This is a genomic window from Variovorax sp. CAN15 (assembly GCF_030462475.1).
In the GTDB taxonomy this organism is placed as follows: domain Bacteria; phylum Pseudomonadota; class Gammaproteobacteria; order Burkholderiales; family Burkholderiaceae_C; genus Variovorax.
Window position 1 is genome coordinate 48,817 of the sequence record NZ_JASMRZ010000019.1, and the last position, 18,789, is coordinate 67,605.

Here is an 18,789-nt window from a genome sequence, read left to right on the forward strand (position 1 = left end):
TGGCCTGCATCCTTCGTGGAACACCGCGGAACCGGCTTTGCCGGGCCGCAGGTGTTGCCCCCGGTAGGGGGTTGGCGTAGCGACACGAAGTGCACGAAGCCTGGGGGCGAGTCAATGTGCCTGGCAGATGTCGGCCCACTTCTCTATCGAGAGATCGCCCTTGCAGCTCTGCAGCACGATCACGCCCGGCTCGCCGGCATTGCGGAACTGGTAGGCGGTGTTCTTCGGCAGCAGACCCTGGTGGCCGCGCGAGAGCTTCATCCAGCCCATCTTCTTGCCGGCGGGCTCGCCCTCGACGAGCACGGCGCCGTTCTTGTCCTTGTCGGGCACCGTCTGGCCCGCATCGAGCTGCACGAGATGCACTTCGACGTCGCCGTCCATCACCAGCGCGAACTCGTCGTGCGCGCAGGTGTACCAGGGCGAGGTGCCTTCGGCGCGCAGCGTCTCCAGCACGTAGATCTGGTTCTGGCCGAACACGACCTTCTCGTAGGGCCTGCTGATGCTCGCGATCTCGAAGCAGTTGGAAAAGGCGTAGTGGCGCACGTCGTCGTCGATGGGCTCGACATGGCCCTTCTCGAAGTGCTTGAGCGACCCGAAGCGGGTCCGGTAGGCGGTCGAAGTGGTGGCTGTCATGGCTTGTCTCCTTGGATGAGCGAACTCTAGGAGCCATGCGGCGGCACCGGTAGGGACCAGTTTGGAAGAGGATTGTTCGGGGCTTCCGAATAATCGCTGGGGTTTACCCCCTGTCGGACCTGCGCCCGGAAGCAACCCACAGGCTCGTTCGCAGGATGCCGCGGAACCGGCTTCGCCGGGCCGCAGGCGTCGCCCCCGGCGAGGGGGTTGGCGCAGCGACACGAAGTGCGCGAAGCCTGGAGGATTACCTATGTCATCCGCTGGTGCGGCTGAACTCGATGAGCTCCGACGGGATCAAGCCGCGCTCTATCAACGTCGCATCCCAGGGCGGCACGCGGGTGAAACGGGTGGCGATGTGCTCGATGAAAAGCCGCAGCTTCAGCGCATTGCGCGAGGTGCCCGCGTACACCGCGCTCAGCGAGAACGACGACAACTGGTGGTCGGCCAGCACCACGCTGAGCTCGCCGCGCGCGATGGCATCGCCCGCCACCAGCGTGGGCAGGCAGACGATGCCCGCATGCTCCAGCGCATATTCGCGCAGCAGGTGCACGCTGTTGGTCAGCAGCGCGGCGTTCAGGTAGATGGTGGTCTGCTCGCCGTCGTGATGAAAGGTCCAGCGGTCGCGCGTGGGGTAGCCCGAGTAGAGGCCCAGCTTGTGGCGGTGCAGCTCGCGCGGCGTGGCCGGCGTGCCATGCGCCTTCAGGTACGCGGGCGTGGCGCACAGCACCCGCCGCACCGGAAAGAGCGGCCTGGCCACCAGTTCCTGCGAGGCCGCGGGAAAGATCTGCAGCGCGCAATCGACGCCCGCCTTCACCGGATCGGCCACCGCGTCGCTCACGATCAGCTCCAGGTGGATGTCGGGATAGGTCGACTGGAACTCGCGCAGCAGCGAGGCGAAGCGCCCCAGCACCATGCCGGTCAGCGCATGCACGCGCAGCGTGCCCGATGGCGTGCCGCGCGCGTCGCGCATCTGGTCGACGATGCTGTCGGCGCGGGCCACCAGCTCGGTGCAGTCGCGCAGGAAGGCCTGGCCCATGTCGCTGAGCCGCACCACGCGCGTGCTGCGGTGGAAGAGCGGCGCACCGAGGAACTCCTCGAGCTGCTTGACCCGCGTGGTGACGACCGAATTGGCCACGCGCAGCTGCCGCGCGGCCTCGGCGAAGCTCTGCGTCTGCGCGACACGAACGAAAGTTTCAATGCTTTGGAGGCGGTCCACGGCGGCACTGTACTGCGGGGCCGCCCCGCGCGGGAGCGCCGGCAGGCGTTGCGGGCAAGCCGAAAGGCGTCGAAAGGCCTGTCATCCCTGTATCGGGGGGTTACCCGCCCCACTTACAATCCCTGCCGCATCACCCACCCCTACGAGGTCTTGTCCGCAATGCCCAAGAGCCCCAGGCCACGCGCCCGTTTCAGCTTCTCCCCCACCGTGCGCGCCCTGCTCCTGGCCGCGGCTACCTGCGGCGCCGCCCTGCCGGCGCTGGCCGCGATCGAGCATGAGGAAGTCGACAAGCTCATGCAGGCCGGCAAGCTCGACGAGGCCATGGCGAAGGCCGAAGCCTTCCTGAAGGACAAACCGCGCGATCCGCAGATGCGTTTTCTCAAGGGCGTGATCCAGCTCGACACCGGCAAGCGCAACGAAGCCATCGCCGCCTTCACGCAGCTCACGCTCGACGCGCCCGAACTGCCCGAGCCGTACAACAACCTCGCGGTGATCTACGCGAGCCAGAACCAGTTCGACAAGGCACGCGCCGCGCTCGAGAGCGCGATCCGCACCAACCCCAGCTACGCCACCGCCCAGGAGAACCTCGGCGACGTGTACGCCCGGCTCGCGAGCCAGGCCTACAGCAAGGCGCTGCAGCTCGACCAGAACAACACGGCAGTGCAGCCCAAGCTGGCAGTGATCCGCACGCTCTTCACGCCCACACCGCCCGGCGCCAAGCCGACCGCACTGATCGCGGCCGCACCCGCGCCGGCACCGGTTGCCAAGGCAGCGCCTGCGCCGGCACCTGCCGCTCCGCCGCCGCCCGCAAAGGTCGCAGCCGCGCCCGCACCGGTGGCCGCCGCGCCCAAGGCGCCGGAAGCTGCTCCCGCGCCCGCTCCGGCGCCTGCAGCCAGCACCGCCGCCAATGCCGAGGTCGAATCGGCCGTGCGCGCATGGGCATCGGCCTGGGCCAGCCAGGACATGGACCGCTACCTCGCGGCCTACGGCTCCGACTTCACGCCCGCCGGCGGCAAGAGCCGCAAGAGCTGGGAAGAAGACCGCCGCGCGCGCATCGTCGGCAAGTCGAACATCAGTGTGAACATAGAGAACCTCGTGATCAAGGTCGACGGACAGAACGCGACGGCCAAGTTCCGCCAGATCTACCGCGCGGACAACCTCAACGTTTCGAGCCGCAAGACGCTGGAAATGCAGCGCTCCGGCAATCAATGGCACATTCGCAAGGAAAGCGTCGGCGGCTAGTGGCAGACATCGTCCGGCAGGGCCGGCTTCAGAACCCTCCCCTTCTCCCGCGCGGCGGGCATCAGCTGCTCGCTGCGCTCGCCGCCGCGTCGGCGCTGATGTTTGCTGTGCCCGGCGCCGCGCTGGCGTCGAACGGCAGTTCCGCGAAGGCTGGCAGCGGCGCCCACAAGGAAAAGGCCGGCAAGGCCGCCGCGGGCAACAGCAGCAAACGCAACGGCAGTCGCGCCGCCCCGAACGGCCGTTCTGCGTCCGCGAAGGAAACCAGGGAATCGCGCGGCGCCAAGGTTCGGAAGACCGGCACTGCGGAAGTCCGCACTGCCGCAGCCGCTGCGACGACGAGAACCGCGCGCCGGTCGCCGCCCGCAGGCACCATCCAGGAAGCCAGCAACGCCGAAGCCCGCCTGATCGCGGTCTACGAAATGTTCGGCCGCGGCCAGAGCCGCCCCGCGCTGGCCAAGGCACGCGACCTGGTGCGCGACTACCCGAACTTCCAGTTGGCGCAGCTCGTCTACGGCGACCTGCTCGCAGCACAGCTGCCGCCTTCGAACGCCCTGCCCGACAGCGCCAGCATCGCGAAGATGCGCGGCAACCCGGCCATGGCCGAGCTGCACGAGGAATCGAAGCGCCGCCTGCAGGCCCTGCGCGACCGTCCGCCGGCCAACACCGTGCCCTCGCAGTTCCTGGCGCTGTCCACCCGCAGCCGCTACGCGATTGCCGTGGACGCCTCGCGCTCGCGTCTGTACCTGTTCGAGAACTCGGACAAAGGCCTGAAGCTGACGGCCGACTACTACATCTCCGTCGGCAAGGCCGGCACCGACAAGGTCACCGAAGGCGATGCGCGCACGCCGCTGGGTGTCTACTACATCACCAGCAGCCTCGATCCGAAGTCGCTCAAGGACTTCTACGGCGCGGGCGCCCTGCCCATCAACTACCCGAACCCGTACGACGTGCGGCGCGGCAAGACCGGCGGCGGCATCTGGCTGCACGGCACCCCGCCGCAGCAGTTCGCACGGGCGCCGCTGGCGAGCGACGGCTGCGTGGTCATGGCAAACCCTGATCTCAAGCAGCTATTGCGAAAAGTGCAAATCGGCGCCACCCCGGTGGTGACCGCGCGCAGCCTGCAATGGATTTCGCAATCGCAGGCAGAAAAAGAAGCACAGTCAATTAGAAGTGCTATCACCGGGTGGAAAGATGCCCGCGCCAGCGGAAATGAAGCGCAATTGAAGAAATTCTATTTGCCCGATTTCCAGCGCAGCAGCAAGAAATCAAATGAGGGAATTTCAGTCGTCGACGACGAAGTGAAATACGCGCAGGGCAAGCGCGTTCAACTCAAGGACATGTCGTACCTCCACTGGCGCGATGGCGACGACACGATGGTTGTTACCTTCGGCGAAGTGTTCGAAGGCGAGAAGAGCGGACGTTCCCGGCGCCAGTACTGGTTACGCCAGGGTACCGACTGGAAGCTCTTCCACGAAGAAATCCTGGGCTGAGGCCCGGGTCCGAAACCCTCCCGCCCATGTGGCGACCCCCTCGAAGTCGTGACTTTTTGCTCACGGTCTGGGCCTTTTTTTGACCGTTACATCTGCGGTTTGAGGCCCCGTGCTACGTAACACGTAACGCACTTGTTCCCGTAACACCCCCTCTCCGAGCGTTCCGCGCGCCGTTACGACACATCCCCCCTTCATGGGAGGCGGACCGGGTTCACAGAGGGAAAAATTAGTTACCTAAAGGTTAACTGTCCGGCTGGAACCGCATCCGGCTCGGGCTGGCGAAAGCCTGGCCGCGATCCTGCTTTACCCCTTTCGGCTAGCACACTCTGACGAAAGTCTTGCGGGTTTGTCTTGTTGATACACGGAGTTACGCTGTATAACATCCACCTCGCAAGCCTTTGTTAACACTTCCTGAAAGGGGAAATCATGCTCAGCTCTATCACCCGTTTTTTGCGCGATGAAGAAGGTGCTACCGCAATTGAATATGGAATTATTGCGGGCCTTATTTCCGTTGCTATCGTGACTGTTTTGGCCGGCAACGATGGCTTGGGTGCTCGACTCGCCAAGGTTTTTGAAGACATCACCGCTAAGCTGCCGTCGACCCAGTAACGTTTGATAGCCGTCGCATAAAAAGTGCCGGCATTGACCTGCTTGCTCTGGCTGCTCTGTGTTGCCGTCTATGACTTCCGAAAGCGCCGCGTCCCAAATTGGCTGGTCCTGTCAGGAGCCGTGCTGGCCTTGGCAATCCTCTGCTTCGGGGCACAGCCTTTCGGCGTCAGGTGGACAGCAGCACTCGCAGGCGCCGTATCAGGCTTCGCTTTCCTCTTGCTCTTCTACGCAATGGGGCTCATGGGAGCAGGCGACGTGAAATTCGCTGGTGCTCTCGGACTTTGGGTCGGCATGTCTGCCTTGGTGCCAATCTGGATCATCGCCAGCCTGTTCGCAGGATTGCATGGAGTTCTCTGGCTCGCCCTGCGGCGCTGGCCCTTCTTCCCACGGCTTGCCCTGATCCTTTCGGGCCCGCCTTCCCCATCCGCCCTTGGCGGTACTTCGCCAAGCCGGGATCGCTTCATCCCGTACGGGGCCTACCTCGCACTGGCCACGGTGATCTGGATGTTCTGGGGGCGACAGAGTTAGCAGCCATCAGCCTCTGTCACCGCAGGCCATTCATTTCCCATTTTTCATGATCGCTTGCCCTCACTCTCCAGCCCGCCGCCCATGATCAATCTCACAAAAATCCTCGCAGCCGTCCTGGTGCTCCTGGCCATCGCACTCGGCGTCTATGCCTGGATGCTGAGCCGGCAGGCGCCAGTGCCAGTAACAAGCGCCGCCAGTTCGGCGAGTGCTCCCGTCAAGACCCAGCAGGCACCCACCTATCCGGTTGTAGTGGCAGCCAAGCCCTTGCCTGCGGGCGAGGCGATCCCCGCCGACGCGCTGCGCGTGGAGCGCCTGACGATCAACCCGGCTGGCGCCTTCCAGGACGCGAATGTCGCCGCCGGCCGCGTACCCGTGCTCGACCTCGCCGAAGGCACGCCGGTGATGGAGAACCAGCTCGTGTCCGGCCTGTCGATGCGCATCGGCGAGGGCGAGCGCGCCGTCGCGATCAAGGCGGACGAAGTCATGGGCGTCGGCAACAAGATCCAGCCGGGCGACTTCGTCGACGTTTTCATCACGCTCAAGTCGGACGGCAAGGACGTGGACCGCAGTCAGGCGCGCCTGCTGCTCGCGCGCAAGCGCGTGCTGGCCTTCGGCAATGCATCGGTCGACGGCATGGCCTCGAAGTCGCCGGACAAGGCCGCGCAGCAGGCGCAGCGCAACGACAACGCCCGCACCGCGGTGCTCGCAGTGCCCATCGACGAAGTGAACCGGCTGACTATTGGCGACGCCAGCGGGCGCCTGATGCTCGCGCTGCGCAACCCGGCGGACAAGTCGGAGCCCGATCCCAAGCTCTTCGCGCAATTGCCGACGGCCCTGCAGCCGACGCAGGCCAAGGCCGGAGAGGTACGCCGCGGACCGCTGGAGGGCCTGGACCTCGCGCAGGCCGGGCTGACCACCGCCGACCTCGTCACCGGCGGCAAGGGACCCACCGTTCGCCCGCTGGCCGCTGAGGTCCGCGCCGCTTCCACCAATCCGCGATCGGCACGGCCGGCGCGCAGCGGCGGACTCCAGGTCGAGGTCATCCGCGGCGATCGCAGCGAAACCGTGAATTACTGAGCCACCAGCAGCCAATCAGCCGCCAACCGACACAGGTCACCCAGGAAAACCAAATGCATCACATGCCCCGCGAGTCGTCGACCCGTGCAGCTCGCAGCCACAAGGAGTTCAGCAATGCCGCGCCGAGACTGCTGCGCTCGTCGCTGATCGCCGCGCTCGCGCTGTCGCAGGCCGCCTGGCCGTTGGCCGCGACCGCCGCCGATGCGCAAGGTACAGGAGCGCGGCCGGAATTCCAGCCGCAGCGCTCGATGGCATTGCCGGTCGGCACGCAGCGGGAACTGCTGATCGCCAAGGGCATCGACCGCATGGCCATCGGCGACGAAGCCGTCGCCGCAGTCGCCATCACACGCCAGTCGCAGAATTCGCCGGCCGCGCGGCTGATCGTCACGGGCAAGGGCGTCGGACGCACGACGTTGATGGTCTGGGAAAAAGGCAGCACCGCGGCGACCACTTACGCAATTGAAGTGCGGCGCTCCGTAGCCACGGTCGCGGGCGCCATGGACAACATGGCCTCGCACCAGGCGCAGCGCACCAGCGCCCTCGCCAGCCTGCCCCCGGGCGCCGAGAAGACCGATCTGGTCGACCGCTCCGTCGTCAACGTGCGCAGCAGCACCGTCCAGGTCGAGGTGAAGGTGGTGGAGTTCAACCGCAGCGTGCTCAAGCAGGCGGGCATCAACATCTTCAGTACCCGAACAAACTCGCACGGCTTCAGCTTCGGCGTTTTCTCCCCCTCTTCGCTCAACAAGAGCAGCTTCGGCGGCGACGGAAGCATCAGTCCCGAATTCACCAACCCGCTGACGCAAGCATTCGATCTTCTTCTCAACTTCGGCAAGGCCGGCATCGGCGCAAACGTCGGCTTCCTCGAAGGCAACGGCATGGCCCGCGTGCTCGCCGAGCCCACGCTGGTCGCCCTCTCGGGCCAGAGCGCGAGCTTCCTGGCCGGCGGCGAACTGCCGGTGCCAGTGCCGCAGGGCCTGGGCACCACCAGCATCGAATACAAGCCCTTCGGCATCGGCCTCACGCTGACGCCGACGGTGCTTTCGAACGAGCGCATCGTGCTCAAGGTGGCGCCGGAAGCCAGCGACCTCGACTACACCAACTCGCTGAGCATCAACGGCGTGGCCGTACCCGCGATCACCACGCGCCGCGCCGACACCACGGTGGAGCTGGGGGACGGCGAGAGCTTCATCATCGGCGGCCTCGTGAGCCGCACCACCACATCGAACGCCGACAAGGTGCCGCTGCTGGGCGACCTGCCAATCCTGGGCACCTTCTTCAGCAAGAACAACTACCAGATGAAGGAGAAGGAGCTGGTGATCCTGGTCACTCCGCACCTGGTCAAGCCCATTGCGCGCGGCACCGACCTGACGCCGTACCTGCCCGGCACCGCCGAGCAGCGCGACGGCGCGGTGTGGCGCTCCTACTTCCTGGGCGGCGCGATCGACACGCCGGTGCCAGGCTTCTCCCGCTGACCTCTCAGATATCGATGACCCGGAACATGCATCGCAGGCTGGCACCATGAACGCACCACGCGACAGCATCCCAGAAACAGGCAGCGAGACCTATCTGTTCGCGTCGAGCAACGGTGGCCACATCACGTGGCTGACCGACGCACTCGGCACCCTCGGCTCGGTGGTAGTACTGCCACCGGACACGAAGTCGATCGACGAGCGCATCGCCCTGCTAGGGCCGGTGGCGGTCTTCATCGACTTCTCGCCCGACCAGGGCGCCACCGCCAGCCAGCTCCACCAACGCCTCAAGCGCGACTGGCCGACACTGCCCGTGCTGGCCACCGGCGTGTCGGCCGAGCCCGCCGCCATGCTCTCGGCCCTGCGCGCGGGCGTGGACGACTTCATCGACATGGCCGCGCCGCCCGCGGACGCGGTGGTCACGCTGCGCACCCTGCTCGAGCGGCGCAGCACGCTGCAGGGCGGCACGCGCGGCAGCACGCTGGCACTGCTGGGCGCACGCGCCGGCCTCGGCGTGACCACGCTGGCCACCAGCCTGTCGCTCACGCTGAACGACCAGCTAACCCAGGCGCCCCAGCGCCCGCCAGGCCGCAGCTCGCGCCACGGCGTGGCCCTGCTCGACCTGGGCCTGCCCGCGCGCGACGGCCTGCTCTACCTCGACACGCAAAGCGGCTTCAGCTTCGTCGACGGCGTGCGCAACCTGCGCCGGCTCGACCAGACGCTGCTGCACACCGCGCTCGCGCACCACACCAGCGGCGTGGCCATCCTGCCGCTGCCCGCGAGCCTGGCGCAGGTGCGCGAGATCTCGCACGCCGACTCGGTCTCGCTGATCAAGCGCCTGGCCGACTTCTTCGATTTCCAGATCGCCGACCTCGGCGGCTTCTCGACCATCGACTTCATGGCGCAGACAGTGCGCGAAGCGCAGCAGGCCTGGGTGGTGTGCGACCAGAGCATCGGCGGCATCGTGTCCACGGCCAACATGCTCAAGGAGCTGCGCGCGCGCGGCGTCGAGACCGAGCGCCTGTCGCTGGTGGTGAACAAGTTCGACAGCCACGTCGGCCTGTCGGCCAGGGACATCGCCGAGCGGCTCGAGCTGCCGCTGCGGCATGTGCTGCCTTCGCGCAGTGCCCAGCTGCTCGCGGCCGCCAGCCGCGGCGAGATGCTGGTGCGCACCGCGCGCAACGACCCCTATGCGCAGGCCGTGACGGGACTCGCCCGCAGCCTGCACCAGGAATACATGTCTGCCTCGGGCCAACCCCCGGCCAAGGATCCACGCTGGGTTGCGCTCATGTCGCAGGTCACCGGCCTCTGGAAGAGTTCACACGAAGGTTGAGCCCATGTCCACCGATATCGAATTCGCCGACGACGACCAGGCGTTCATCAACTCCCAGCAGTTCCAGGACATCAAGAGCTGGACGCACGACCACCTGCTCAGCCGCATCGAAGAGCTGGGCGCGGAGTTCGGCCGCTGGTCGCGCGCCTCGATCCAGCAGTTCGTCGAACTGGAGGTCGACAGCTTCGTGCGCCTGCGCCGCGTGCCGATCAACGACCGCGAGATGCAGCTCATCTCCGACGCGCTCACCAAGGAGCTCGCCGGCTTCGGGCCGCTGGAAGACCTGCTCAACGACCCGGCCGTGGAAGACATTTTGATCAACGGCTACCAGAACGTGTACGTGTCGCGCCACGGCGTGCTGGAGCGCGAGACGGTGCGCTTCGCCGATTCCGAGCACGTGATGCGCATCGTGCGGCGCATCCTCGCGCCGCTGGGCCGCCGGCTCGACGAGTCGAACCCGATGGTCGACGCGCGCCTGCCCGACGGCGGGCGCATCAACGTGATCATCGAGCCGCTGGCCATCGACGGCCTGTCGGTGTCGATCCGCAAGTTCCGCAAGGAGCCTCTCACGCCGGCCGACCTGGTGAAGCTGGGCACCTTCGACGCGGGCATGGCGCAGCTGCTGGAGATCGCGGTGCGCGCGCGCTGCAACATCCTCGTGAGCGGCGGCACCAGCTCGGGCAAGACTTCGCTGCTCAATGCGCTGGCCAGCTTCATTCCCGCGCGCGAGCGCGTGATCACCATAGAGGACACGGCGGAACTCTCGCTCGGCACCAGCCATGTGGTGCGGCTCGAAAGCCGCCCCGGCGGCTTCGACGGCCAGGGCGTGGTGTCGATCCGCGACCTGCTGCGCAACAGCCTGCGCATGCGGCCCGACCGCATCATCGTGGGCGAGGTGCGCGGCGCCGAAGTCATCGAGATGATGCAGGCCATGAACACCGGCCACGAAGGCTCGATGGGCACCATCCACGCGAGCTCGCCGCGCGAATGCCTCTACCGCCTGGAGATGCTCGCGGGCTTCGCCGGCTACCAGGGCAGCGAGGTAAGCCTGCGCCGGCAGATCGCCAACGCCATCGACTTCATCGTGCAGATCGGGCGGCTGTCGAATGGGCAGCGCCGCATCATCTCGCTGAGCGAAGTCACCGGCGTCAACGACAACGTGGTGGCGATGCAGGAGCTGTACCGCTACGAGCCTGTCGCCTCCCCCGACGGCGAGGAGCGCGACCGCTGGGTGTCGCTGGGTATCGCGCCGCACTCGCCGAAGATCACGCGCTTCCGCCAGTCGCTGCAACGCGCGGCACAGCACGCGGGAGACCACCGTGCGTGAAGCCCTGCTCGTCGCGCTCTGCATCGCGCTGCTGCTGGCGGCAGCGGGGCTGCTGCTGTGGCAGTGGGCGAAGAGCAGGCAGGGGCGGCAGGCGACGGAACGGCACCTGAGCCAGCAGATCCAGGCGACCGCCGCGGCAGCCGATGCGACGCCGATACCGATGCCGCTGCGGGACGTGGCGGGCGACGGCCTTGCCTCTGGCCTCACCACCGACCCTTGGCTGGACAACGGGGCAGCCACCGTCGCGCCCGAACGCACAAGCCTGCTCGAACGGATGATCCCCGGCTGGATGGTGGGCGTCGTCGAGCCTCGAACCATCGTCTTCGCATTGGCGGCCATCGCGGGCGTCGTCCTGTTGATCGGCATGCTGGTCGGATGGCTCGCGGCGCTGGGCGTCCTGTTCCTGCTGGTGCTGCTGGCGAGCTTCGCGCTGTGGCTTCAGCTGCAGAAATTCCGCCGCAAGCTGATTCACCAGCTCCCCGGCTACATCGACGCCATGGTGCGGCTGATCACGATCGGCAATTCCACGCAAGCGGCCTTCCAGCTCGCGATCGCCACCACGCAGGCACCGCTGCGCGGCCACCTGGAGCGCGCTGCGGCACTGGTGCGCGCGGGGGTGGACCTCGACCGCGCGCTGCACCAGACGGCGGACAACGTACGCATCGAGGAGATGTACCTGCTGGCCTCCATTCTCGGCCTGGGCGTACGCTACGGCGGACGCGCCGACCTGCTGCTGGAGCGCGTGGGCAACTTCATGCGCGACCGCGAACAGGCGGAGCAGGAACTCAACGCACTGTCTTCGGAGACGCGCCTCTCGGCATGGATTCTCGGCCTGCTGCCGGTGGGCGTGGGCGCCTTCCTGATCTTCACCAACCCCGGCTATTTCATGGGGATGTGGAACGACGACACCGGCCGCATCCTGATCTTCTCCGCGGCCGGTCTGCAGCTGACCGGCGCGGCGCTTCTCTACAGGCTGGCGAGGCTGGCATGACGTTCACGCCCAATCAACTGCTCGTCCTCAGTCTGGTCCTTCTCGCGGTGGGCCTGATGATCGGCGCCGGCGCACTGGTCGCGGCGGAACTGCGCCGTACGCGCAGCGGTCAGGTCATCGGCCGGGCCATCCGGCAGGCGGTGGTCGCACCCGACCCGAAGTCGGCCATCGACGCTCCGGCGGACCCCGATGCGCCCTTCAAGCCCGAACTCGACCTGCCCTTCCACTGGCTGGATTCGCGCCTCGGACGCGCGCTGGTTGCAGACGAAGACCGAAACCTCATCGACCAGTGCGGCCTGCCGTCGAAGCGAGCCCAGCTTGTCTTCCTGGTCACGCGCATCCTGCTGGCCTTCATGCTCCCGTTGCTGGCCTACGTGTTCTGGAGCAGCGGTCACAAGCAGAACACTGTCACCTTCGTGCTGGCGGCGGCCATCGCCATCGGCTTCATGGCGCCCAAATGGTTGCTCGGCCGCATCGCCGCCGGCCGGCGCGAGCGTGCGGCGCAGGAACTGCCGCTGTTCATCGACCTGCTGCGGCTGCTGCAGGGCGTGGGCCTGAGCCTGGACCAGAGCCTGCAGATCATGGCGACCGACTTCCGCCACGTGCTGCGCGTGCTGGGCTTCGAACTCGCCATCGCCAATGCGCAATACAGCCAGGGCCGCACGCGCGAGCATTCGCTGCATCGGCTCGCGACGCTGCACAAGAACGAGAACATGCGCGGCCTCGTCTCGCTGCTGGTGCAGGTCGACCGTCATGGCGGCGCGGTGCAGGAGCCGCTGCGCATCTTCAGCGACCGGCTGCGCGAAAGCCGCCGCTCGGAGATGAAGGAGCGCATCGGCAAGATCACCGTGAAGATGACCGGCGTCATGGTGACCACGCTGCTGCCTGCGCTGGTCATCGTCACCGCGGGGCCAGGCTTCATCGCGATATTCCGTTCACTGGGAGCCATCATCAAGTGACAAACGAAGACTTTCCCCGCGTGCGTTCACACCGTACCGGCCGCTTGCTGGCGTGCGCCGTCGCCGCCGCGGCAACGTTCGCGGCCACCGGATGCGGCGCGCTCAAGGACCAGTACGCCGCTGCCGCCGACGCGCAGCAACGCGCCTCCGCCGAAGCGGCCGCCGACACCAAGGCGGGAGCGTCCGTCGACAGCAAGGCCACATACCTCAAGCTCGTCGAGCAGATGCAGAAGGAAGGGCTGTGGTTCGCCTCGCTGGCGCACATCGACGCGCTCGAGCAGCGCTGGGGCGTGTCGCCCGAATCGACCCGCATGCGCGCAGACGCGCTGCGCCAGACCGGGCAGGCCGCGGCGAGCGAGCAGGCCTACAGGCAGCTCGTAGGCACGCCGCTCGAGAGCGCCGGCTATCGGGGCCTCGGCCTGCTGGCCGGCGCGCGTGGCAGCTTTCCCGAAGCCGTGCAGTTGCTCAAGCGAGCGCAGCGCCTGACACCCACCGATGCCGCCCTGCTCAGCGACCTGGGCTATGCCAGCCTGCGCGCCGGACAGATCGACGAAGCCCGGCTGCCGCTGATGCAGGCGCTGCAACTGCGCCCCGACAGCACGCAGGCCCAGTCGAACCTGGCCCTGTATCTCGAAGTCACCGGGCAGGACGAACAGGCGAGCAGGCTGATGGATGCCAATCGCATGTCGCCCGCGGCGCGTGCAGCGGTGCACGATGCCGCCCAGCAACTGCGCGCGGGCGGCTCGAGGCCCCTGGCGGCCACCGGCTCACTGCAACCCGCCGCCGGCGTCGCTGCCACCGCACGCGAAGACCAGGCACAGCAGCAGCAACCGCTGATGCTCAAGGCCTCCCGCTGGTCGAGCAGCGGCGGCATCCGCACGGCCAGCCAGCTCAACCCGGCCACCGCGGACGCGGCGGTTTCCCTGTCGCCGAATTCGAACCCACGAGGCACACCATGAGAAAGACGACCATCGCCCGCATCGCCTCGCTGCCGGCATTCGGACTTGCGGCCGCGCTGTTTGCCGCCGCTCCGGCGGCAACCGCACAACAACAGCAGCCACAGCCCCCCGCCGCCAAGGCACAGGAGCCCGCGACACCCGCGCCGGCCGCCTCCACGCAGCAGCAACAGGGCCAGGAAGAGATGGGGCAGGCCGAGGAGTTCGCCTACGAGCCGCTGCGGGTCGGCGACGCCACCCAGAGCCTGCTCGCATGGCAGCGCGGCGGAGAGATCGCTTCCGCCACGCCGAGGACCATTGCAGGCGACATCGCCAGCCGCAGCTACCAGCGCTATATGAAAAGCTTCGAATACCCGATCCCGGAGCGCATGAGTTCGAGCTTGAAGTCCAACTCCGGCAGTGGCGGCTCCGGCGGCGACACCGGTGCGCCGAAGTAGCCCCGGCGCCTAACGCAGATCCGGCAGCGTCATGACCACACCACGCCTTCGTAACCGCACCGCCGCGCACGCCCAGCGCGGCGCGTACGCGGTCGAGTTCGCCATGGTGTTCCTGATCTTCTTCGCGTTGCTGTACGGGATCATCAGCTACGGGATGCTGTTCGCGTTCCGGCTCGGGTTGCAGAACGCAGCGGAGGATGGGGCGCGGGCGGCGCTGCGCTACCAGTCCACCTTCGCGGCGCGTGCCACACAGGCCCAGACGACCGCGACAGCCAGCAGCAGCTGGATGCCCGCCGTGGTCACGCGCAGCGTCAGCGCCACCGTGTGCGGCGTGGTCAGCAACAACTGCACCGCTCCCGCCTGCGGCGCCACCTGGGACACCCGCTGCCAGATGGTCGTGACCGTCACGGCCACCAACCTGCAGATGCTGCTGCCGCCATTCCCCAGCTTCGCCATGCCCAGCACCATCGTCGGCAAGGCCAGCATGCTCCTGGATGGGAGGTCGCCATGAGCAGCAGCTACGGCGGGAGGTGCATCCGCAACCTGGCTCGCGAGCGCGGCGTGGCCGCCATCGAGTTCGCGCTGGTCTTCGTCGTGCTGTTCAGCGTGCTGTACGCGCTCGCAACCTTCGGCGCGGTGCTCTACACGCAGCAGTCGGTCACGCGGGCATCGGAAGAAGGCGCGCGGGCCGTGGGCCTGCTCACGCCGGCGCCGACGGCGGCCGACCAGCGGGTCAAGGACGCGGTGTACGACTCGCTAGCCAACTCGCTCGTCGTGCCTATCTCGGCCAACACCAGCGTGACGACACGGCGCAGCTGGATAGTCTCCAACGTAACGGTGGACGTGACACGCAGCGACCCGAGCGGCCCAGGTGCCTACATCCGCTATGTAGTAACCGTGACCTATCCGTACAGCGCCAACCGCCTGCTGCCGACGATGCCATTGCTGGACACCAGCCAATGGATGCCCGACCAACTCCGCAGCCGGACCACCGCCGCGCTGCGCTCCTCCTGAGAGCGCCAAGCACATGAACGCCGCACTCCGGGGCTCTTCTTCCTCGATCCGCTCGCGATCGCGCGGGTCGGTCATCATCAACACGGCCATTGCGCTGAGCCTGATCATCATCACGCTGATCGGCACCGAGATCGGTTTCATGTACTTCATGAAGCGCGAGTTCCAGAAAGCCGCCGACCTCGCGGCGCTGGCAGGGGCACAGCAGATCCGCGCCGGCTGTGCGACGGCCACCGCGGCGGCACAGCTCAATGCCAACGGGGCGTCCGGTGGTGTGGCAGGCAACATGCCGACGGGTCTCACGCTGCTACCCGGCGAGATCCAGTGCGGCTACTGGGACAAGGACACCAGCTTCCAGTCGCCCGCCGTCACCGGCACGGCCAATGCAGTGCGCGTGGCTTTCCAGAAGGCGTCGCCGACGCTGCTGTCCTTTTTCAGCGGCAACCGGCTCATCAGCGTGAGCGCGGTGGCAGCGCTGAGCGCACCGCTCGCCGAGTTCTCCGTGGGCAGCAAGCTCGTCGTCGTGAGCGGCGACTCGACGTTGGGGCGGCTGCTGAAAGGCATCGGGCTCGACCTGTCGGGCACGTCGCTCGTGGCCTACGACGGGCTGGCGCAGGCCAAGATCACGCCCGGCGGGCTGCTGGCCGCGCTGGGCATTCCGGTGGCCGCCGACATCGGCGTGGGCGAGCTCAACACGCTGCTCGCGGGGCGACAGGTCGCACTCGGCGATCTGCTCAACGCTATCGTCACACTGGCGGGCCAGAACAGCTTGCTGGCAAGCAACATCGCGCTGCTGCAGGCCATACAGACCAAGCTCGGCATCTCCAACCTCATGGTGCAGCTGGGCTCGCTGGCCAATGGCCCGAGCGGGTTGTTTGCGCAGATCATCTCGCCGGGCGGCAGCGGAAGCAGCGCGCTGAACATCGGTGTGAGTGCCCTCGATCTCATCTATACCTCGATCGGCATTGCGACTTCGCAGCATGCCGTCGACGCGTCGGTGCCCAATCTCAACGTGCTGGGACTGATTGAGGTAACGGCAAAGGTTGCCGTCGTCGAACCGCCTTCGATAGCCATCGGCGGCATCGGCGCAAAGGCTTACAACGCGCAAGTCCGCAGCTACATCACGGTGGCGTCGGGCAGTCTGCTCAAGACACTGATCAATATCGATCTACGGATTGTGGTCGATGCGGTGACGGGTATCGGCACACTGATCGACATGTGTACGCCGGCACTTCAGGACCCTGTTAGCGGCAAGGATCGCGCGAAGATTTCGGTGACCAGCAGAATCGCGAATGTGTGCGTAGGGAAGATCGCGCCGGCGGACATTTTTTCGAAATCAGATGTTTGCCAAACCGGCTTGAGCTCGATGGACCTCGTCAACGTATTGGGTTTACTGAAGATAAACAACCAAGTCCAGCTCCCTATCCTGGAGGGCCCTCCGTCTACGCTGACTCTTGCGGAAGGAGAGACCCAAACGACCCCAGTCAACAACTTGCAGCTGGGAACGCTTGTGTCGAATCTTGTATCGGAGCTGACACGTGTGCTCCTCGGCGGCACGCAGACCCCGTCATCCGGTGCGCCCACTGCTGAGCAGTTGGCCAACTTGACAAACCAGCTCTGGGACAACACCGCAAGCATCTGCTCGCAGGACACTTCCAGCTGCCGGGGCCAGCGATATGCCAGCGTCGTCAACACCATTCGTCAAAACGCGGCATATAGCGGCCTGCTGACGGGCGTCTTGAATGGCGTCGGCGATCTTTTGACGGGCGTTCTGAATCCGTGCACTGGCCTGCTCGGAATAGGTGGCAACGAAGCAGGCTGCAAGAGCATGATCAAGGACAGCTTGTCGACCAGCAGCAATGGCGCCAGCGGCACCATATCCAACGCACTTTCCGTACTGACCGGCCTGCTCCAACCCGTGCTCAACGCTATTGGCGCTTCGGTTCTGACACCTCTTTTGCAAAACGTGCTCGGCATCAACCTTGGACAGATCGACGTGAACCTGCGATCTCTCGACTGCAAGGGCCTGCCCATGCTGGTGTATTGACGCTCCGTTCCTCCCGATGAATTCCCCCGCCGCCAATTTCGACGAACTCGACCTCTTTGTCTGGGAAGGCAAAGCCGACATCCTCGACCGCATCGCGCGGTGCATGGCGAGCTTCGACGTGGAGGTCATCCGGGCCGACGGCATGCCGCCTCCGTCGCAGGATGCCGGCACGGCGCTGCGGCCCTCGGTGGCGATCATCAGCGTGACGGTCATCGACGGCGGCGGGCTGGCGCATGCGACCGAGCTTCTGCAGGGCATGCCGGTGATCTGGGTGGCGGCCGGTTCGCGCGAGCGCGACTCGCGCACCTATCCGCCCGAGTACCTGCACGTGCTGCCCTACGACTTCACCTGCGCCGAACTGCGCACGATGGTCGCGAAGCTGGTGCGGCAGCTGCGTGCGCGCGAGGTGGCGCCGCAGGCGCCCGACGTGCTGGTGGCGCATTCCGACGCGATGAAGGCGCTGCTGGCCGAAGTGGGTGCCTTTGCCGACTGCGACCACAGCGTGCTGGTGCGCGGCGAAACCGGCGTGGGCAAGGAGCGCATCGCGCAGCAGCTGCACCTGGGCCACCAGCGCTACGGCAAGGGCGCGTTCGTGGCGGTGAACTGCGGCGCGATTCCCGATGGCCTCTTCGAGTCGCTCTTCTTCGGCCACACCAAGGGCTCCTTCACGGGTGCCGTGCATGCGCATCGTGGCTACTTCGAGCAGGCCACGGGCGGCACGCTGTTCCTCGACGAGATCGGTGACCTGCCGCGCTACCAGCAGGTCAAGCTGCTGCGCGTGCTGGAGGACAACGCGGTCACGCGGCTGGGTGCGACGGCGCCTGTGCGGGTGGATTTCCGGCTGGTGGCGGCCACCAACCGCAACCTGCGCGAGATGGTGGCCAGCGGCGAGTTCCGCGCCGACCTGTTCTACCGGCTCGCGGTGATCGAGCTGCACGTGCCCAGCCTCGAGGAGCGCGGCGAGATCGACAAGATCGCGATCTTCAAGGCGCTGCTGAGCAACGTGCTCGGCGACGAACTCGAAACGCTCGGCGAAACGCCGCACTGGCTGAGCGACGCGGTGGCCGAGACCTACTTCCCCGGCAACGTTCGGCAGCTGCGCAACCTCGCGGAACGCGTGGGCGTGATCGCGCGGCAACTGCGTGGCTGGGACCAGAACCTGATCCAGCGGGCCATCGCGCTCACCCGCGGCACGCCGGCGCCGGCTGCATCGGCCGGCAACGGCATGAACGGCAGTGGCGGCGGCATCGGTGCGATCGAAGGCAGCGCGGACCGCAAGGGCTGGAACAGCAGCGAGCGCAACCGCATCATCGCGGCGCTGGAGATCAACGACTGGAAGCGCCAGGACACGGCACAGCACCTTGGCATCAGCCGCAAGGTGCTGTGGGAGAAGATGCGCAAGTACCAGATCCTCGACGGCGAGCCCGGCATCCCCGAAGAGCAGTAGCTCTCCCCCAGGCTTCG

The 18,789-nt window shown here is 66.7% G+C and carries 18 protein-coding genes; 16 read left to right on the forward strand and 2 right to left on the reverse strand.

Going from position 1 to position 18,789, the window contains the following annotated elements:
• Positions 1 to 111 precede the first annotated feature (111 nt).
• Complete coding sequence (locus tag QMO14_RS14985; RefSeq protein ID WP_301507998.1) at positions 112 to 633, reverse strand: hydroxyquinol 1,2-dioxygenase; 522 nt, start codon at positions 631 to 633, stop codon at positions 112 to 114.
• A 253-nt stretch (positions 634 to 886) separates the two neighbouring features.
• Entirely contained in the window at positions 887 to 1,849 is a 963-nt protein-coding gene (locus QMO14_RS14990; RefSeq protein WP_301507999.1) for a LysR family transcriptional regulator, read from the reverse strand.
• 159 nt (positions 1,850 to 2,008) lie between these two features.
• Here QMO14_RS14990 and QMO14_RS14995 point away from each other — a divergent pair, with 159 nt between their 5' ends.
• The 16 genes from QMO14_RS14995 to QMO14_RS15070 all read left to right on the forward strand — a co-directional run bounded on the left by QMO14_RS14995 (position 2,009) and on the right by QMO14_RS15070 (position 18,772).
• Entirely contained in the window at positions 2,009 to 3,091 is a 1,083-nt protein-coding gene (locus tag QMO14_RS14995) for a tetratricopeptide repeat protein (RefSeq protein ID WP_301508000.1), read from the forward strand.
• Entirely contained in the window at positions 3,091 to 4,581 is a 1,491-nt protein-coding gene (locus QMO14_RS15000; protein ID WP_301508001.1) for a murein L,D-transpeptidase family protein, read from the forward strand. The genes QMO14_RS14995 and QMO14_RS15000 overlap by 1 nt, the downstream gene beginning before the upstream one ends.
• Before the next feature lie 426 nt (positions 4,582 to 5,007).
• Positions 5,008 to 5,190 carry a Flp family type IVb pilin gene (locus QMO14_RS15005; protein ID WP_301508002.1) on the forward strand — a complete coding sequence of 61 codons (183 nt, stop codon included), beginning with the start codon at positions 5,008 to 5,010 and terminating at the stop codon, positions 5,188 to 5,190.
• 24 nt (positions 5,191 to 5,214) lie between these two features.
• A complete protein-coding gene (locus QMO14_RS15010) occupies positions 5,215 to 5,718 on the forward strand; it encodes a prepilin peptidase (protein WP_301508003.1) in 504 nt (167 codons plus the stop codon).
• 81 nt (positions 5,719 to 5,799) lie between these two features.
• Positions 5,800 to 6,795, forward strand: a complete 996-nt coding sequence (gene cpaB, locus QMO14_RS15015; protein ID WP_301508004.1) for a Flp pilus assembly protein CpaB — start codon at positions 5,800 to 5,802, stop codon at positions 6,793 to 6,795.
• A gap of 53 nt (positions 6,796 to 6,848) precedes the next feature.
• Positions 6,849 to 8,267: a type II and III secretion system protein family protein gene (locus QMO14_RS15020; protein ID WP_301508005.1), complete on the forward strand. Its 1,419-nt coding sequence runs from the start codon at positions 6,849 to 6,851 to the stop codon at positions 8,265 to 8,267.
• Between the two features lie 46 nt (positions 8,268 to 8,313).
• On the forward strand, positions 8,314 to 9,597 hold the full coding sequence (locus tag QMO14_RS15025) for a histidine kinase (RefSeq protein ID WP_301508006.1): 1,284 nt from the start codon (positions 8,314 to 8,316) through the stop codon (positions 9,595 to 9,597).
• Between the two features lie 4 nt (positions 9,598 to 9,601).
• Positions 9,602 to 10,924 carry a CpaF family protein gene (locus tag QMO14_RS15030; RefSeq protein ID WP_301508007.1) on the forward strand — a complete coding sequence of 441 codons (1,323 nt, stop codon included), beginning with the start codon at positions 9,602 to 9,604 and terminating at the stop codon, positions 10,922 to 10,924.
• Positions 10,917 to 11,915, forward strand: a complete 999-nt coding sequence (locus tag QMO14_RS15035) for a type II secretion system F family protein (RefSeq protein ID WP_301508008.1) — start codon at positions 10,917 to 10,919, stop codon at positions 11,913 to 11,915. Before QMO14_RS15030 ends, QMO14_RS15035 begins: the two co-directional genes overlap by 8 nt.
• Positions 11,912 to 12,874 (forward strand): type II secretion system F family protein, encoded by a 963-nt coding sequence (locus tag QMO14_RS15040; RefSeq protein WP_301508009.1) that lies wholly within the window; start codon positions 11,912 to 11,914, stop codon positions 12,872 to 12,874. Before QMO14_RS15035 ends, QMO14_RS15040 begins: the two co-directional genes overlap by 4 nt.
• 20 nt (positions 12,875 to 12,894) lie before the next feature.
• Complete coding sequence (locus tag QMO14_RS15045) at positions 12,895 to 13,833, forward strand: tetratricopeptide repeat protein (protein ID WP_301508010.1); 939 nt, start codon at positions 12,895 to 12,897, stop codon at positions 13,831 to 13,833.
• The gene (locus tag QMO14_RS15050; RefSeq protein ID WP_301508011.1) at positions 13,830 to 14,267 is read left to right on the forward strand and encodes a DUF3613 domain-containing protein; all 438 of its coding nucleotides are present in this window, start codon (positions 13,830 to 13,832) and stop codon (positions 14,265 to 14,267) included. The genes QMO14_RS15045 and QMO14_RS15050 overlap by 4 nt, the downstream gene beginning before the upstream one ends.
• 31 nt (positions 14,268 to 14,298) lie before the next feature.
• Positions 14,299 to 14,778, forward strand: a complete 480-nt coding sequence (locus QMO14_RS15055) for a TadE/TadG family type IV pilus assembly protein (RefSeq protein ID WP_301508012.1) — start codon at positions 14,299 to 14,301, stop codon at positions 14,776 to 14,778.
• A complete protein-coding gene (locus tag QMO14_RS15060; RefSeq protein WP_301508013.1) occupies positions 14,775 to 15,281 on the forward strand; it encodes a TadE/TadG family type IV pilus assembly protein in 507 nt (168 codons plus the stop codon). The genes QMO14_RS15055 and QMO14_RS15060 overlap by 4 nt, the downstream gene beginning before the upstream one ends.
• Before the next feature lie 13 nt (positions 15,282 to 15,294).
• Entirely contained in the window at positions 15,295 to 17,325 is a 2,031-nt protein-coding gene (locus tag QMO14_RS15065) for a TadG family pilus assembly protein (protein ID WP_301508014.1), read from the forward strand.
• Positions 17,326 to 17,341: 16 nt separating this feature from the next.
• Complete coding sequence (locus tag QMO14_RS15070; RefSeq protein WP_301508015.1) at positions 17,342 to 18,772, forward strand: sigma 54-interacting transcriptional regulator; 1,431 nt, start codon at positions 17,342 to 17,344, stop codon at positions 18,770 to 18,772.
• Positions 18,773 to 18,789: the final 17 nt, after the last annotated feature.

Excerpts from the sequence above, each read along its gene's own strand:
- QMO14_RS15065 (WP_301508014.1), top strand. The coding sequence starts at position 15,295 with ATGAACGCCGCACTCCGGGGCTCTTCTTCCTCGATCCGCTCGCGATCG.
- QMO14_RS14985 (WP_301507998.1), bottom strand. The coding sequence starts at position 633 with ATGACAGCCACCACTTCGACCGCCTACCGGACCCGCTTCGGGTCGCTC.
- QMO14_RS15060 (WP_301508013.1), top strand. The coding sequence starts at position 14,775 with ATGAGCAGCAGCTACGGCGGGAGGTGCATCCGCAACCTGGCTCGCGAG.
- QMO14_RS14995 (WP_301508000.1), top strand. The coding sequence starts at position 2,009 with ATGCCCAAGAGCCCCAGGCCACGCGCCCGTTTCAGCTTCTCCCCCACC.
- QMO14_RS15025 (WP_301508006.1), top strand. The coding sequence starts at position 8,314 with ATGAACGCACCACGCGACAGCATCCCAGAAACAGGCAGCGAGACCTAT.
- cpaB (WP_301508004.1), top strand. The coding sequence starts at position 5,800 with ATGATCAATCTCACAAAAATCCTCGCAGCCGTCCTGGTGCTCCTGGCC.
- QMO14_RS15040 (WP_301508009.1), top strand. The coding sequence starts at position 11,912 with ATGACGTTCACGCCCAATCAACTGCTCGTCCTCAGTCTGGTCCTTCTC.
- QMO14_RS15050 (WP_301508011.1), top strand. The coding sequence starts at position 13,830 with ATGAGAAAGACGACCATCGCCCGCATCGCCTCGCTGCCGGCATTCGGA.
- QMO14_RS15020 (WP_301508005.1), top strand. The coding sequence starts at position 6,849 with ATGCATCACATGCCCCGCGAGTCGTCGACCCGTGCAGCTCGCAGCCAC.
- QMO14_RS15030 (WP_301508007.1), top strand. The coding sequence starts at position 9,602 with ATGTCCACCGATATCGAATTCGCCGACGACGACCAGGCGTTCATCAAC.
- QMO14_RS15070 (WP_301508015.1), top strand. The coding sequence starts at position 17,342 with ATGAATTCCCCCGCCGCCAATTTCGACGAACTCGACCTCTTTGTCTGG.
- QMO14_RS15055 (WP_301508012.1), top strand. The coding sequence starts at position 14,299 with ATGACCACACCACGCCTTCGTAACCGCACCGCCGCGCACGCCCAGCGC.
- QMO14_RS15005 (WP_301508002.1), top strand. The coding sequence starts at position 5,008 with ATGCTCAGCTCTATCACCCGTTTTTTGCGCGATGAAGAAGGTGCTACC.